The 14821-nt window shown below is 67.6% G+C and carries 9 protein-coding genes; 6 read left to right on the top strand and 3 right to left on the bottom strand.

From position 1 onward, the window contains the following. Positions 1-39: 39 nt before the first annotated feature. Positions 40-1197 (top strand): isovaleryl-CoA dehydrogenase, encoded by a 1158-nt coding sequence (locus EDC25_RS09145; RefSeq protein ID WP_123523015.1) that lies wholly within the window; start codon positions 40-42, stop codon positions 1195-1197. 906 nt (positions 1198-2103) lie between these two features. After that, a complete protein-coding gene (locus tag EDC25_RS09140) occupies positions 2104-3282 on the top strand; it encodes a thiolase family protein (protein ID WP_123523014.1) in 1179 nt (392 codons plus the stop codon). A 395-nt stretch (positions 3283-3677) separates the two neighbouring features. Here the strand turns inward: EDC25_RS09140 and EDC25_RS09135 are convergent, their stop codons facing one another. Further along, entirely contained in the window at positions 3678-5453 is a 1776-nt protein-coding gene (locus EDC25_RS09135) for a hypothetical protein (protein ID WP_123523013.1), read from the bottom strand. A 189-nt stretch (positions 5454-5642) separates the two neighbouring features. Between EDC25_RS09135 and EDC25_RS09130 the strand changes: the two genes are divergently transcribed. Continuing rightward, complete coding sequence (locus EDC25_RS09130; RefSeq protein ID WP_123523012.1) at positions 5643-7463, top strand: hypothetical protein; 1821 nt, start codon at positions 5643-5645, stop codon at positions 7461-7463. Positions 7464-7526: 63 nt separating this feature from the next. Next, complete coding sequence (locus EDC25_RS09125; protein ID WP_123523011.1) at positions 7527-9134, top strand: carboxyl transferase domain-containing protein; 1608 nt, start codon at positions 7527-7529, stop codon at positions 9132-9134. 48 nt (positions 9135-9182) lie between these two features. Here EDC25_RS09125 and efeB read toward each other — a convergent pair whose 3' ends face one another. Next, complete coding sequence (gene efeB, locus EDC25_RS09120) at positions 9183-10466, bottom strand: iron uptake transporter deferrochelatase/peroxidase subunit (protein WP_123523010.1); 1284 nt, start codon at positions 10464-10466, stop codon at positions 9183-9185. A 6-nt stretch (positions 10467-10472) separates the two neighbouring features. Then, a complete protein-coding gene (gene efeO, locus EDC25_RS09115; protein ID WP_123523009.1) occupies positions 10473-11357 on the bottom strand; it encodes an iron uptake system protein EfeO in 885 nt (294 codons plus the stop codon). Between the two features lie 202 nt (positions 11358-11559). Between efeO and EDC25_RS09110 the strand changes: the two genes are divergently transcribed. Both EDC25_RS09110 and EDC25_RS09105 read left to right on the top strand, forming a co-directional pair. Continuing rightward, positions 11560-12345, top strand: coding sequence for an enoyl-CoA hydratase/isomerase family protein (locus tag EDC25_RS09110; protein ID WP_123523008.1), 786 nt, complete (start codon positions 11560-11562; stop codon positions 12343-12345). 38 nt (positions 12346-12383) lie between these two features. After that, positions 12384-14396 (top strand): acetyl/propionyl/methylcrotonyl-CoA carboxylase subunit alpha, encoded by a 2013-nt coding sequence (locus EDC25_RS09105; protein ID WP_123523007.1) that lies wholly within the window; start codon positions 12384-12386, stop codon positions 14394-14396. The last annotated feature ends 425 nt before the right edge of the window (positions 14397-14821 follow it).

The raw sequence follows: 14821 nt of genomic DNA, 5'->3' as shown, positions 1-14821 counted from the left end.
GCGCGCATCCCTGCTTCACCCACAAGACGGCATCGGATCATGCGCATACCTTCCCTCGGCGAAGAACTCGACCTGCTGCGCGAAAGCGTGCACGCCTTTGCACAGGCGGAAATCGCCCCGCGGGCGGAGGAGATCGACCGCGAGAACGCATTCCCGCAGGACCTGTGGCCGAAGCTGGGTGAAATGGGCCTGCTCGGCGTCACCGTTCCGGAAGAGTACGGCGGCGCCGGCATGGGTTATCTCGCGCACATGGTGGCGATGGAAGAAATCTCCCGCGCCTCCGGCAGCGTGGGCCTGAGCTACGGCGCGCATTCCAACCTGTGCGTTTCCAACCTCTACGCCAACGCCACCGATGCACAGCGAAGCAGGTACCTGCCGAAGCTGTGCGCGGGCGAGTGGAAGGGCGCGCTGGCGATGAGCGAGCCGGGTGCCGGTTCCGACGTCGTCGGCTCCATGAGCTGCCGCGCCGAGCTGCGTGGCGAGGTCTGGGTCGCCAACGGCAACAAGATGTGGATCACCAACGGCCCCGAGGCCGACGTACTGGTGGTCTACATGCGCACTGCCGGAAAGGAAGCAGGCAGCCGCTGCATGACCGCCTTCATCGTCGAACGCGGCATGAAGGGCTTTTCAACCGCGCAGAAGCTGGACAAGCTCGGCATGCGCGGCTCCAACACCTGCGAACTGGTGTTCGACAACTGCGAGATCCCGCAGGAAAACGTGCTTGGCGAAGTGAACCAGGGCGTGCGCGTGCTGATGCGCGGCCTGAATACGGAACGCCTGGTCCTGACCGGTGGCCCGCTGGGCCTGATGCAGGCCGCCATGGACATCGCCCTGCCCTACGTGCGCGAGCGCAGGCAGTTCGGCGAGGCCATCGGCACCTTCGGCCTGATGCAGGGCAAGATCGCCGACATGTACACCGCACTGGCGTCTTCGCGCGCCTATGCCTACCAGGTCGCCCGCGACTACGACCAGGGACGCGATTCGCGCATTGATGCCGCATCGGTGCTGCTGCATGCCACCGAGGCGGCGGTCCAGGTCGCGCTGGAAGGCATCCAGTGCCTGGGCGGCAATGGCTACATCAACGAGTATCCGACCGGGCGGATCCTGCGCGACGCCAAGCTGTATGCGATTGGCGCGGGGACGAACGAGATCAGGCGCATGCTGATCGGCCGCGAACTCTTCGCCGGCAACAGCTGAGGTTGTCGGGCCGCGGACCCTGTCCGCGTCCGCGCTGGACCGATCCGCCTCGACCGTGCGCCGGTCGGTGACGGCCGCATTGTTCCAGCGAAGCAGCCATTGGTCTTGTGCACCGGCTGGTTGCTGGCACCAGAGCGCCAGAGCGCCAGAGCGCAGATGCTCCGATGTCCCGGCCGGGTGCGGCGGCTGACGTCCGTGGCTGTCTCGTGCGCCTTGCTTGGCGCCCGGGTGACTTCTCCTGCCTGTCCTGCTGAAAGCAACTTCAGGGGGGGACACCCCTGGCGACTGCCGCACGCGCCTCCTGCACGCGCGCTTCGCGTGCAGCGGTCGGGGCCCAACACGCACCATCCATGGGCGCCTGACTGTGGTCGGGCGCATCCCTGTGGAGATCGTCCGTCCATGAGGATGCCGGCAACGGACGGTGGCCCGACCCTCCGCCGGCCGGACGCATGGGACTCGATCGGAGGCGCGGGCTTCGTCCCCGCATTGGGCGGAGTTGCCGGAGCGCGAAATCGCAGCAGACGGTGCTGGCGGCTGCCCGGGGGAACGCCGGCGCGTGGTGAACAGCACCGCGAATGCCGGCAGCGCAGAGGGATCCCGTGTGAGAAGGCGCGTTGTCCGTGCGGCTGTGCCCGTGCGCTGACAAGCGCCCGGGCAATGTACGAGGCAGGCGGACGCTGCGGCTCGCTGGACGGTCAATGAGCGGAACATCCGGAACCGCGGCGATTGCCGTGGCGGCGAATGCCGGGTGCCCTTTGGTCCAGTGGCGGCCCGTATGTTGCGCCGCAATAATCGGATCCGAATTCGCTGGAAGCACAGCGTAGTGTGACCGGTCGCATTGTCGCCCCAGCGACCCGGGCGCATAATCCTGCAACGCATCATCGTCTCATCATTCGGGAAACTGTCATGACCGAGATCTACATCGCCGGCGCCAAGCGCACGGCCATCGGCTCCTTCCAGGGCCAGTTCGACGGCGTACCGGCCACGCATCTGGGCAGCACGGCGATCCGTGCCGCGCTGGATCATGCCGGCCTGCCCGCCGAGGCCGTCGAAGAAGTGTTCATGGGCTGCGTGTTGCCGGCCAACCTGGGCCAGGCACCCGCGCGCCAGGCTGCATTGGATGCCGGCATCCCGCGCTCGGCCGGCTGCACCACCGTCAACAAGGTGTGTGGTTCGGGCATGAAGTCCATCATGCTGGCGCACGATGCCATCAAGGCCGGCTCCATCGACACGGCGATCGCCGGCGGCATGGAATCGATGACCAATGCGCCCTACATGCTGCCGAAGGCACGTGGCGGTTACCGCATGGGCAATGGCGAGATCGTCGACCACATGATGTGGGACGGCCTGACCAATCCCTACGACAAGCAGGCGATGGGCGTGTTCGGCGAGATGTGCGTCAACCAGTTCGCGATGACGCGCGAAGACCAGGACGCCTTCGCCGCCGAATCCGTGCGTCGGGCGCTGGCCGCCACCGAAAGCGGTGCCTTCGATGACGAGATCGCCGCCGTCACCGTCACCACCCGCAAGGGCGAGGTCACGGTAACCCGCGACGAGGAACCGCCGCGCTGCGACATCGAAAAGATCCCGACGCTGCGCCCGGCCTTCAAGCGCGATGGCGGCACCATCACCGCCGCATCCAGCTCCAAGATCTCCGACGGCGCCGCGGCGGTGGTCGTGGTGTCGGCGGAAGCGGCGCAGCAGCATCGCTTGACGCCGCTTGCGCGCATCGTTGCCCACGCCACGCATGCGCAGGCGCCGGAATGGTTCACCACCGCGCCGGTGTTCGCCATCCAGAAGGTGCTGGAGAAAGCCGGCTGGGGCAAGCACGAGGTGGACCTCTACGAGATCAATGAAGCCTTCGCCTGCGTCGCCATGGCACCGATCCGGGAGCTGGGCATCGATCACGCCAAGGTCAACGTCCATGGTGGCGCCTGTGCACTGGGCCATCCGATCGGCGCCTCCGGCGCGCGCATCGTGGTGACGCTGATCCACGCGCTGCGCGCCCGCGGCGCCAAGCGTGGCATCGCCAGCCTTTGCATCGGCGGCGGTGAAGCGACCGCCATCGCAATCGAGCTGGTCTGACCCGGAACGCCAGCCCGGCATCGCGGCCGGCCCTGGCGGCCCCCGCATCCGGATCGCCCGGCCATGCCATCGCGTGGCCGGGCGTTTTCATTCGGGATCCGATGATCCCGGGCCTCGCAGGTGGGGTCGTGGGTATTCGACCGATGCCCTGGAACGGCCACCACACATCGGGTCCGTGGGCGATCGTTGTCGATGACGCAGACGCTGACGCAGAGGCCGCGTCCACCACGCCGGTCCCGGCGCGATACGATGATGCGTCCACCGTTTCCACCCCGCGACCAACGGACCGGCCTTGCATAGCCCGCTGGCGGGCCTGCCCCGGCGCAGGTCCGGATGGAGCCACCGGCAGGCACGATTCCGTGCCGCCGTGGAATGAAGACAGACGCCTGCCGTGATCAGTTGATCGGGTATGAGCCCATTCCGTGCGTGAAGATCACGTCGGCCTGTTCGTAGGCGCCGAGGTCGTACAGGCCATACGCGTTCGTCACACCCGGAATGTCGTAACCGTTGCGCCCCTCGGCGTCGGCCGCCGCCGCGGTCGCGCAGTAGTCCCAGGCGTCGGAGCGCCTGCGTGGCCGCCCACGTGAGTCAAGGCGTGGATCCCAGGTCAGCACCGATCCGGGGAGATTGGCCGTGGTATGGGAGATCAGGCAGTCGCCATGTGTCATTGCCGAGGGCGGCTGCATCCATATCGTCGTGCCCGGGTCCCAGAAGATGCTGCCGGTGACATTCAGCGTGGTACCGCCGAACACGAACAGGCGGTCGACGTGGTTGTCCAGGACGGTGCTGTAAAGCAGCCAGCTGTTCGCGCTTCCCGAACGGAACAGGGCCGCAAAGGTTGCGCCGCCGCCATCCGCGATATTGCCCTTGAACAGGCTGCGTTCGATCAGATACTCGTTCGCGCCTTCCGCCTCGATGATCGCTGCACGGCCGTCGATATCCTCGTTGGACTGGAACAGCGTGCGCCGGACGCGCGCGATGCTGCGCGACACGCCGGCATCACTTGCCAGGAAGAACACGCCGCCGCCCGGGAAGCCGGGCGCCCCCTCATTGCCGGCCGCATTGCCGAATACCAGCGAACACGGAACCAGGCCAAGGAGGAAAACAGCGCACGGCCCGGTGCTGTCGTGGGTGATCACCCAGTCGACGGCAAAGCGCGAATAGAACGCGCCACCCTTGCCCCGGGCGTAGTTGCCGGTGATGGCGCTGTCACGCAGCTCGATAAATGTGAAGGTGCCGTTGGTCGGCCCCTCGGCGTAGATGGCACCGCCGAAATTGGCCGTATTTCCCGACAGGGAGATCTTGTGCTCACCCGGGCTCCCCGTGGTATCGGCAAGGACGCGGGCACGCGCGCTGTAGATGGCGCCGCCATATCCATTGCCGGTGGAGAACGCCGCCAGTCCGGCCGTATTGCCATCGACCGTGACCCTGGATTGGCCGAACGTCTGTATCCGCAGGTCTGTTCCCGGACCGTCCAGATAGATGCCGCCGCCGCGGAGTGATGCGGTGTTGTCATTGACGCCGCCCTCGAGCAGCGTCGCATTCGCGCCCCCGAGCAGATGCAGGCCGCCGCCGAATCGCGACGCGCTGTTGTCCCGGACCATGGCCCCTTCGTCCAGTCGCAGCCGGGCCACGTCTTCGACGGCTTCGCCACCGGAATACAGGGCCACGCCACCGCCATCAAGCGCATGGTTGCCTGTCACGACGGCCCCTTGCGCCAGACGCAGCTCCAGCTTGCCACCGACGAAAATGCCGCCACCCGACGCCGCGGCGGCATTGCCGCCGGTAATCCGCACCCGCATAAGCGTGATCGTCCGCCGCGGCAACGCCACGTCGCCCCCGGTCATCGACCACACGCGCGCAGCACCGGTCTGTCTGATCGTGGTGCTGGCGCCAGCGGTTGGCATTTCCGACGTGCAGCCCGCATAACCGCCCTCGATCGTGATGTCGTGGGCGGGTGCATTGAGCGTCAGGCCCACGGTCGTCAGCTCAGCTGCCGCCAGCTTTATCCGATGTGGCCCACCTGCCGCCGTCGCCGCGGCATTCAACGCCGCCTGCAAGGTCGGATGGGTGCAGCCGGCGCCGCCCACCGAATAGCTGGCGGCATGCAGGGAGGACACGGCAAAGGTGAGTAGCAGGCAGGACATGACACGCCATGGCACGGTCTTCATGAGGCAACTCCGGTCGGGCGGCCATCGCCCTCAGCCACGCATTCGCGAATGCCGGCGAAAACATGCCAGGCCGGCTTCCTGCGCGACCGGACACGGCGCTGCCCGCCGTCGACGGCACCGGTTGGCATGGTCGCGGCCGATTTGCCGAATGTCCCGGCAACAGTCGTCCAACCGCCTCCGGATCCCCCCATGCCCATCAGCTTCCGTGCATCACTGACCTTGCTTGCCACGCTGGTTTTTCCGCTGCCGGCCGTTGCCGCCCTCTACACCGTCGGGCACACAACCGACTGCAGCCATAGCCAGTTGTCCACGGCATTGGCCGCGGCGGTAGCCGATGCCGGCAGCGGCCCTCACCAGATCCGCCTGGCCGTGCTCGAGCAGGCGGTCGACAACCTGCTGCTGGTCAATCCGGTGCGGGACATCGAAATCACCGGCGGCTTCACCGCATGCGGCAATGCCACCCCCACGGCGACCTTCCCGACGACGCTGCGCGCGACTCCTGGAAACACCCGGGTGATGCAGATCCAGAACGCCGTGGGCAATCCGCGCCGCGCAGTGACCCTGCGCAACGTGGCGATCCGTGATGGCAACCTGGCCACTGGCGAAGGTGGCGGGCTGCACATCACGGGCCCGATGACTGTAAACCTCGAGCGCGGCACCGTCGTCGAGGAGAACTCGGCGAGCAACGGGGGCGGCATCCACCTGTCATCCACCGGCCCGACCCTTGACCAGTATGCACAGCTCAACATGGCGTACGGTGCGATCGTCAGGAACAACCGTGCCGACACCCTGGTTGCCCAGGGTTACGGTGGTGGCATCCACTGCCTGCGCGGTTGCACCGTGCATGCCTGGCATGGCGAAATCTCCGGGAACTTCGCCTTCCGCTCCGGCGGCGGCGTGGCCTTGCGCAGCGGATCCGCTTCGATGCTCATCGACCCGTCACCCGGCGCCGGCCAGCAGGTCTTCATCGTCGGCAACGCCGCCGGCCATGCCAGCAATGGCCAGGCCAGTTACGGCGGCGGCATCTTCATCAACGAAGGCAGCCTGTCCGCGCGGATCTTCGGCGACGATCCCACCGCGGATTACAGCGTCCGCATCACCGGGAATATCGCCGACATGGGCGGCGCGATCGGCGCGATCGGCCCCACCGCCCTGCCCTACCGCAACATCTCGCTGGATGGCCCACTGGTGGCCGGAAACTCTGCGCGGGAGCGCGGTGGCGCGCTGTATGCCCTCAATGGCGTGGTCTGGCATATCGATCACAGCCGTATCGGTGATTGCATCGTGGCGGGCACGGTGCGCAAGCCCTGTTCGTATTTTTTCGGCAACAGTCGTACCGGCCCATCGTCCGGGGCGGGGGGAGCTGTCGGCTATTTCACCAATGACGCCGGCGCCCTGGCCGGCATCGCCAATATCTCGCGCACGCTGTTCGAGAACAATTCCGACGATCACGGGGTGTCGGCGGTGTTCGAAGTCTTGCAGGACCAGCGCCTGAACATCCGGCGAAGCGTGTTCACCGGCAACATCGCCGGTGGATCAGGCGGTGAACGCACATTGATCGGCGGCACCGGTTCAAACGTCGACTTTTTCTACAACTCCGTGCTCCACAACCAGGTGGGCGGCGTGTTCTACATGCATGGCGGCGTGCTTCGTCCGCAGGGCAGCGTTTTCTGGGCGCCCGGCCACGAGCTCATCTATGCGTATGCGGGTGCGGCGGTCGCCCTGCCCGCCGTCGCGCCCTGCATCGTCACGCATTCAACCGCTGGCCTGCCTGCGGCGACCTACTGGCAGGTCGATCCCGCACTGGATGCCCGGTTTGCGCCGCGTGGAAGATCGCCCGCACTGGACCACTGCACGGGCGCCAGCGACGCGGGGAACGACCTTTACGGGCGGGCGCCACAGCATGACGTCACCAGCGTTCCCGACCGCTTGGGCAGCATCGACCTGGGCGCAGTGGAACAGCGCGACATCGTCCTCTACAGCGGCTTCGGCAACCGTCCCGGCAACTGATCCGGCTGGCGCCTTCGCCCGCGCTGTGCTTACATGCGCGGGCCTTTTCCAGCGCGCGATGCCATGCCCGTCCTGACGTCCCAGATCGATCCCCGCAGTGCCGATTTCCAGCGCAACGCCGAACACCTGCGTGCCGCCGTCGACGACCTGAAGCAGCGGATGGCGGCTGCGGCCGAGGGTGGCGGTGCCAAGGCCCGCGAGAAGCACACCGCGCGCGGCAAGCTGCTGCCGCGCGAGCGCATCCGCGCCCTGCTCGATCCGGGTTCGCCGTTCCTGGAACTGTCGCCGCTGGCCGCGCACGGCATGTACGACGATGCCGCCCCGGGTGCCGGCATCGTCACCGGCATCGGCCGCGTCAACGGCACCGAAGTGGTGGTGGTCGCCAATGACGCTACCGTCAAGGGCGGCACCTACTTCCCGATGACGGTGAAGAAGCATCTGCGCGCGCAGGAGATCGCGCTGGAAAACCACCTGCCCTGCGTATACCTGGTCGATTCCGGCGGCGCCTTCCTGCCGCTGCAGGACGAGGTCTTCCCGGACCGCGACCATTTCGGCCGCATCTTCTACAACCAGGCACGACTGAGCGCGAGGAACATCCCGCAGATCGCGGTGGTGATGGGCTCGTGCACGGCCGGCGGCGCCTATGTGCCGGCGATGAGTGACGAGACGGTGATCGTGCGCGAACAGGGCACGATCTTCCTCGGCGGCCCACCGCTGGTGAAGGCGGCCACCGGCGAGATCGTCGACGCCGAAGCGCTGGGTGGCGCCGACGTGCACACCAGCGTGTCGGGCGTGGCCGACCATTTCGCGGAAAACGACCCGCACGCACTGGCCATCGCCCGTGACATCATCGGCCACCTCAATCGCCGCAAGCAGCTGCCGGTGTCGATCCGCGATCCACGCGAACCTCTGTACGCGGCCGAAGAGCTCTACGGCGTGGTGCCGCCGGATACGCGCCAGCCCTATGACGTGCGCGAGGTCATCGCCCGTATAGTCGATGGCAGCGAGCTGCACGAATTCAAGCCGCGCTACGGCAAGACACTGGTCTGCGGCTTCGCGCACATCTACGGCTATCCGGTCGGCATCGTCGCCAACAACGGCATCCTGTTCGCCGAGAGCGCGCTCAAGGGCGCGCACTTCATCGAGCTGTGCAACCAGCGCGACATCCCGCTGGTGTTCCTGCAGAACATCACCGGCTTCATGGTCGGCCGAAAGTACGAGAACGCCGGCATCGCCAAGGACGGCGCCAAGATGGTGACCGCGGTCGCCTGCTCGCACGTGCCAAAGTTCACCGTGCTGATCGGAGGCAGCTTCGGCGCCGGCAATTACGCCATGTGCGGCCGTGGCTACCAGCCGCGCTTCCTGTGGATGTGGCCGAACGCGCGCATTTCCGTGATGGGCGGCGAACAGGCCGCCGGCGTGCTCGCCACGGTCAAGCGCGACGGCATCGAAGCCGGCGGTGGCCAGTGGCCGGTCGAAGAAGAGGATGCCTTCAAGGCACCGATTCGCGAACAGTACGAACGCCAGGGCCATCCCTACTACGCCACCGCCCGGCTCTGGGACGATGGCGTCATCGATCCGGCGGATACGCGTCGTGTGCTGGGCCTGGCGCTCTCCGCCAGCTTCAACGCGCCGATCGAGAAGGATCGCTTCGGCGTCTTCCGCATGTAGGGTCGACCGCGAATGCCCGCTGGCCGACCGGCAGGCGGGCCGTCGCGGTCAGGCGGCTTCGATCAGCGACTGGCCGAGGTAATGGACGGGCCCCGGCACACCCGGCAGCACGAAGTAGAACCCGCCACCGAAAGGCTTGATGTATTCCTCCAGCGGCTCGCCGTCGAGTCGACGCTGGATGGCGATGAAGCCGTCGTCGAGATCGTTCTGGAAGCACACGAACAGCAGACCCTGGTCGAGCTGTCCGGCACGGGTCATGCCACGCGAATAGTTGAACCCGCGGCGCAGGATCTGCCGGCTGCCGGGCGTGCGCGGATTGGCCAGGCGGATGTGCGAGTCCAGTGGCGTGATGCGGCCATCGGGATCGTTGCTGAAATCGACCGGGTCGTGTTCGTGGCTGCGACCCAGCGGTGCGCCGGTCGCGCGGTGCCGGCCGAAGATGCGCTCCTGCTCGCGCAGCGGCGTGCGATCCCAGAACTCGACGAAATTCCGGATCAGGCGCACGACCTGGTAACTGCCGCCAATCGCCCAGTCCGGTTCGCCCTGGTCCGGCTGGACCCACACCAGGCGATCCATCAGCGCCGCGTCGCTGGCATCCGGATTGGCCGTACCGTCCTTGAAGCCCATCAGGTTGATGACCGAATCCTTGCCCAGCTTCTGCACCGTGTGCGGCGGCAGGAAGCCATCCATGCTCCAGCGCAGGTTCATCAGCCCGGCGCCGTGCTTGATGAGGTCGCGCAGCGCGTGCAGGTTGGTTTCCGCCGTGTTGCTGCAGATCTGCAGGACGATGTCGCCATCGCACCAGGTGGCATCCAGCGCATCGTTCGGCGATGCCGGCATTTCGATCAGCTGCCTGGGCTTCACGGCCTCCAGTCCGAAGCGGTCGTCGAACAGCGAGGCGCCGACGCCGACGGTCACCGTGAGATTGTCCGGAAACACATCCGGTCCAAGCACGCCGGAATCCAGCGGCGGCAGTCGCGGGTCACGCTCAGGCACCGGCCCGCCTTCCATCAGGAATGCGATGCGCCGGGTCAGCACCTGAAGCAGACGCGCAAGCCGGCCACGGTCGGCGCCGACCACGTCGAAGGCCGCGACAATGGCGGCCGCCTGGGTTGGCGTCGTGACGCCGGACTGGTGCGCACCGAACACCGGTTGCCGCTGGTGGATGCCGCTGTGCTCGGCACTAGACGTCTGGCCGACGCCGCGACTGCAGCCGGCGACCAGTGCGGCCCCGGCGCCCGCCAGCGCAAGACCCGATTTCAGCAGGCGCCGCCGCGACGGTTCCCCGGGACGCGCGGCGTCACCGTTGTCTGTTCCGTCCTTCACCACCATGGCGGCTCAATCCAGGTGCAACGTGCCGCGCAGCAGCGCGAGCTGTTCGGCCAGGTGGTTCACCACGCCGCGCAGGCTGTTGCGGTCGCGGTCATTCAGCGCGCTGTAGTGCGCCCATCCATCGCCGGAGCGGTATGCGGCAAGAATGCCATCGACTTCTTCGAAGCCTTCCTCGATGCCGGCCAGCAAGCCGGCATCGCGCTCGGCGATCCGCGCACGGAACAGTTCGACGATCCTGCGCGCACCTTCCATGTTCGCCTGGATGTCCCACAGGTCCGTCCCGGCGTATCGGTTTTCCTCGCCGCTGATCTTGCCGGCCGCCACTTCCTCGACGAGTTCGGCGGCGCCACCGACGACGGCACTGGGCGGCAGATCCATGTCGGGCAGACGCGCCTGCAACTCGGCGGCATCGGCCACCAGCTGCGCCGCGAACGGCGCCATGCCTTCCAGCGTCTGCAGCGTGAACATCGCGTGTTCGAGGCGATGCCAGCCGCTGAATTCCGGATCGGCCTCGGCGAGCTTGAAATCATCCGCGCGCGCGTCCATGCGACGGTCGAGATCAGGAAACAGTTCGGCCACCGGCTCGATGCGTTCCCAGCCCTGGCGGCTGCCTGCGTACAACCTGCGGGCATCGTCGATGCGCCCGGCCCGGATGGCCGCGGCGAAGGCCTGCACATCGATCTGCAGCTGCGCGACCTGTTCCTGCACCCAGGCGCGATAGGCCTCGACCTCTTCGGTATAGGAAGGCGACGGCGTGGCGGACCCGGCGTCGACGGGCGATGGTGATGGCGCCGGATCGGCCGCCGGTGTGGCGCCCTGCTGCGGCTGGCAGGCGGCCAGGATGCAGGCCAGCACCCCAAGCGCGACGGTTCGTGAGCCGATGTTGCCCATCTGATGTCCTCAGAAATTCCGGATAGCCAAGGCAAGCGGCCAATAGCCGATTGCGAACGCTTCTCATTATATGACAAGGCGCGGATCTTGCGGCACCGGCCGTGGCCAGCGTCAGCGCCTCGCCGCAGCCCCGCCCCGTTCCGGCACGGGTTCACCCGTCGCATCGGGCTATCATTCGGGGCAGAAAGCCTACGGGGAATCCATGAATCCATCGACATCCTGCCGGATCGAGCACGGCATCGCCTGGCTCAGCCTGTCGCGCCCTGCCATCCACAACGCCTTCGACGACGCGCTGATCGCCGAACTGACCGAGCGCCTGAAGGCGCTGGCCGAGAATCCGGCCGTGCGCGTGGTGGTCCTTACCGGTGAAGGCGCCTCGTTCTCCGCCGGTGCCGACCTGAACTGGATGCGCCGCATGGCTGGCGCCGACGAAAAGGAAAACCAGCGCGACGCCCGCAAGCTGGCGGAGCTGATGCGGACGTTGAACTACCTGCCGAAGCCGACCATCGCCCGCGTCAACGGTCCGGCGTTCGGCGGCGGCGTCGGCCTGGTCGCGTGCTGCGATATCGCCATCGCCGCCGACAGCGCGCGCTTCGGACTCACCGAGGTCCGCCTGGGCCTGGTGCCGGCGGCGATCTCTCCCTATGTCATCGACGCCATCGGTGCGCGCCAGGCGCGGCGCTGGTTCCTCACCGGCGAGCTCTTCGATGCCACCACGGCGCTTGCCATCGGTCTGGTGCACCAGGTCGTGGCCGCCGACCAGATCGACGCCGCCGTCGACGCGCAGGTGAAGCTGTTCCGCAACGCCGGCCCGGTCGCGGTGACGGAAGCCAAGGCGCTGGTCCAGCGCGTCACCCATCCGGATGCCAAGGCGCAACGCATGCTCGACGAGGACAATGCCGAGCTGATCGCGCGCCTGCGCGTGTCCTCGGAAGGCCAGGAAGGCCTCACCGCCTTCCTCGACAAGCGCAAGCCTTCCTGGGCCTGAGGCCCATCGCCCGAATCTGCCAAGAGCGCCCGCACGCCATGTTCGATCGCATCCTGATTGCCAACCGCGGCGAGATCGCCTGCCGCATCATCCGAACCTGCCGCCGGCTCGGCATCCGCACGGTGGCGGTGTACTCCGACGCCGATGCGACGGCTTTGCATGTACGCATGGCCGACGAAGCCGTGCACATCGGTGGTTCGCGGCCGGCGGAGTCGTACCTGCGCGGCGACGCGATCATCGAGGCGGCACGGCGCACCGGGGCACAGGCCGTGCATCCGGGCTATGGCTTCCTGTCCGAGAACGCGGCGTTCGCGCGTGCGCTCGCCGAAGCGGGCATCGTCTTCATCGGCCCGGACCTTCCCGCCATCCAGGCAATGGGCTCGAAGGCGGAAGCCAAGTCGCTGATGGACAGGGCCGGGGTGCCGCTGGTGCCGGGCTACCACGGCGACGAACAGGCCAATGAATACCTCGCCTCGCAGGCATGGCGGATCGGCTACCCGCTGATGATCAAGGCGGCCGCTGGCGGCGGCGGCAAGGGCATGCGCATCGTGCGCGGCGAAGCGGAGTTCCCGGCGGCGCTGGAAAGCGCGCAACGTGAAGCGGCGTCCGCCTTCGGCGATACGCGCGTGATCCTGGAACGCTACGTCGAGACGCCGCGGCACATCGAGTTCCAGGTCTTTGGCGACCGCCACGGCAACATCGTCCATGTCGGCGAACGCGAATGTTCGGCGCAGCGCCGCTACCAGAAGGTCCTCGAGGAAACGCCGTCGCCGTTCCTGACGCCGGAACGCCGCGCAGCGATGGCCGAGGCCGCCGTCGCGGCGGCACGCGCCGTGGACTATGTCGGCGCCGGCACCATCGAATTCATCGTCGCACCGGACGGTGCGTTCTTCTTCATGGAAATGAACACGCGACTGCAGGTCGAGCATCCGGTTACCGAACAGGTCACCGGCCTGGACCTCGTGGAATGGCAACTGCGTGTCGCCGCCGGCGAACCGTTGCCGCTGCGCCAGGAGGAGATCAACCATCGCGGACACAGCATCGAACTGCGCCTGTACGCCGAAGACCCGGCGCAGAGCTTCCTGCCCGGTTCCGGGCGTCTGCAGCGCCTGCACCTGCCGCAGGCCGATGGCCGCCGCCTGCGCATCGATGCCGGCGTGACCGAGGGTGACACCGTCAGCGTGTTCTATGACCCGATGATCGCCAAGCTGATCGTCTGGGCCGAGGGCCGCGACACCGCCCTGCGCCAGCTGCGTGAAGCCCTGGCGGACATCGATGTCGTCGGCCCGAAGTCGAATGTCGCCTTCCTGGAAGCACTGGTCAGCCATCCCTCGGTGACCGGTGCCAGCATCGACACCGGCTATCTCGACCGCCATCTCGACGAATTCATTCCTGCGGACGACGCGCTGCCGGACCGGGCGATCCTGGCCGCGGCACTGGCGGAACTGCTGCGCGGCGAGGATGCCGCCAGCCAGGGCACGGCCGCTTCGGGCGATCCCCATTCGCCCTGGTCGATCGCCGACGCCTGGCGCCTGGGTCATCCCGGCCGACGCGCACTGGCCATGGACTTCAATGAAACCCGCATCGACGTGTCGGCCTGGGGCAGCCGCGGCGAGTACCGTGTGCAGCAGGGCGAATCGGAATGGGTCGTCGAGGGCGTCAAGCACGATGGCGAGTGGCTGACCTGGCGCGACGCGACCGTCGCCCACCGCCTGCGGGTGCGCGCCAGTGGCGATGACTGGCTGGTGTTCATTGATGGACGCCGCTACCGCATCCATGAAGCGGCGCCCTACGCATGGACGGCCGGCGAAAGCGGCGGCAGCGATCGCGTGCTGGCGCCGATGCCCGGTCGCATCGTCGCGCTCAAGGTCGCCGCCGGCGACATCGTGGTCGCCGACCAGGAGCTGCTGGTCATGGAAGCGATGAAAATGGAACTGATGCTGCGCGCGCCGCGTGCCGGAACCATCGCCGAGCTGCGCGCCACGCCGGGCGACTTCGTCGAGGCCGATACGATCCTGGCACTGTTCGCGGCGGAAACCGGGCAGGACTGACCCGGCCCGCTCCGCGGACCCCGAGGGCATTGCAGCCGGGTTTTTCCGGCACCGTAGCGTCGGCGGCCTGCGCAGGCGCCACGAGGTAGAGCGGAGGCTGGCCCGATACAGCGCCCGGGTGCACGCTCGCACGCGCGCCCCGCACGCATTCTTTCGGCTCGCCGTGAACGTACGGTGGATCGGGCAATGCGGGCGTGATTCCCGGCCTGCCGGCCGCAGCCGACGGCGATGAAGTGCTGTGCTTCGACAGCGCCGGCGCGCTTGGCCCCTGCGCACCGGGCACCGCGGTCGGTCCTGCCGGCCCCGCCGGTCCGCAAGGACCCGCGGGGGTAGCCGGACCCGTCGGCCCTATAGGCCCACAGGGTCCTGCAGGTCCGCAGGGCCCAGCGGGGGCCGACGGTCCGCCGGGCCCACAAGGCCCCGCG

Origin of the sequence: Pseudofulvimonas gallinarii (assembly GCF_004343305.1) — a bacterium.
Taxonomy (GTDB): domain Bacteria; phylum Pseudomonadota; class Gammaproteobacteria; order Xanthomonadales; family UBA2363; genus Pseudofulvimonas; species Pseudofulvimonas gallinarii.
This window is presented reverse-complemented; position numbering and strand designations above follow the sequence as displayed.

What these genes read in the sequence shown, in the direction of transcription:
- EDC25_RS09145 (WP_123523015.1), top strand. Translation starts at nt 40, where the DNA reads ATGCGCATACCTTCCCTCGGCGAAGAACTCGACCTGCTGCGCGAAAGC.
- EDC25_RS09140 (WP_123523014.1), top strand. Translation starts at nt 2,104, where the DNA reads ATGACCGAGATCTACATCGCCGGCGCCAAGCGCACGGCCATCGGCTCC.
- EDC25_RS09135 (WP_123523013.1), bottom strand. Translation starts at nt 5,453, where the DNA reads ATGAAGACCGTGCCATGGCGTGTCATGTCCTGCCTGCTACTCACCTTT.
- EDC25_RS09130 (WP_123523012.1), top strand. Translation starts at nt 5,643, where the DNA reads ATGCCCATCAGCTTCCGTGCATCACTGACCTTGCTTGCCACGCTGGTT.
- EDC25_RS09125 (WP_123523011.1), top strand. Translation starts at nt 7,527, where the DNA reads ATGCCCGTCCTGACGTCCCAGATCGATCCCCGCAGTGCCGATTTCCAG.
- efeB (WP_123523010.1), bottom strand. Translation starts at nt 10,466, where the DNA reads ATGGTGGTGAAGGACGGAACAGACAACGGTGACGCCGCGCGTCCCGGG.
- efeO (WP_123523009.1), bottom strand. Translation starts at nt 11,357, where the DNA reads ATGGGCAACATCGGCTCACGAACCGTCGCGCTTGGGGTGCTGGCCTGC.
- EDC25_RS09110 (WP_123523008.1), top strand. Translation starts at nt 11,560, where the DNA reads ATGAATCCATCGACATCCTGCCGGATCGAGCACGGCATCGCCTGGCTC.
- EDC25_RS09105 (WP_123523007.1), top strand. Translation starts at nt 12,384, where the DNA reads ATGTTCGATCGCATCCTGATTGCCAACCGCGGCGAGATCGCCTGCCGC.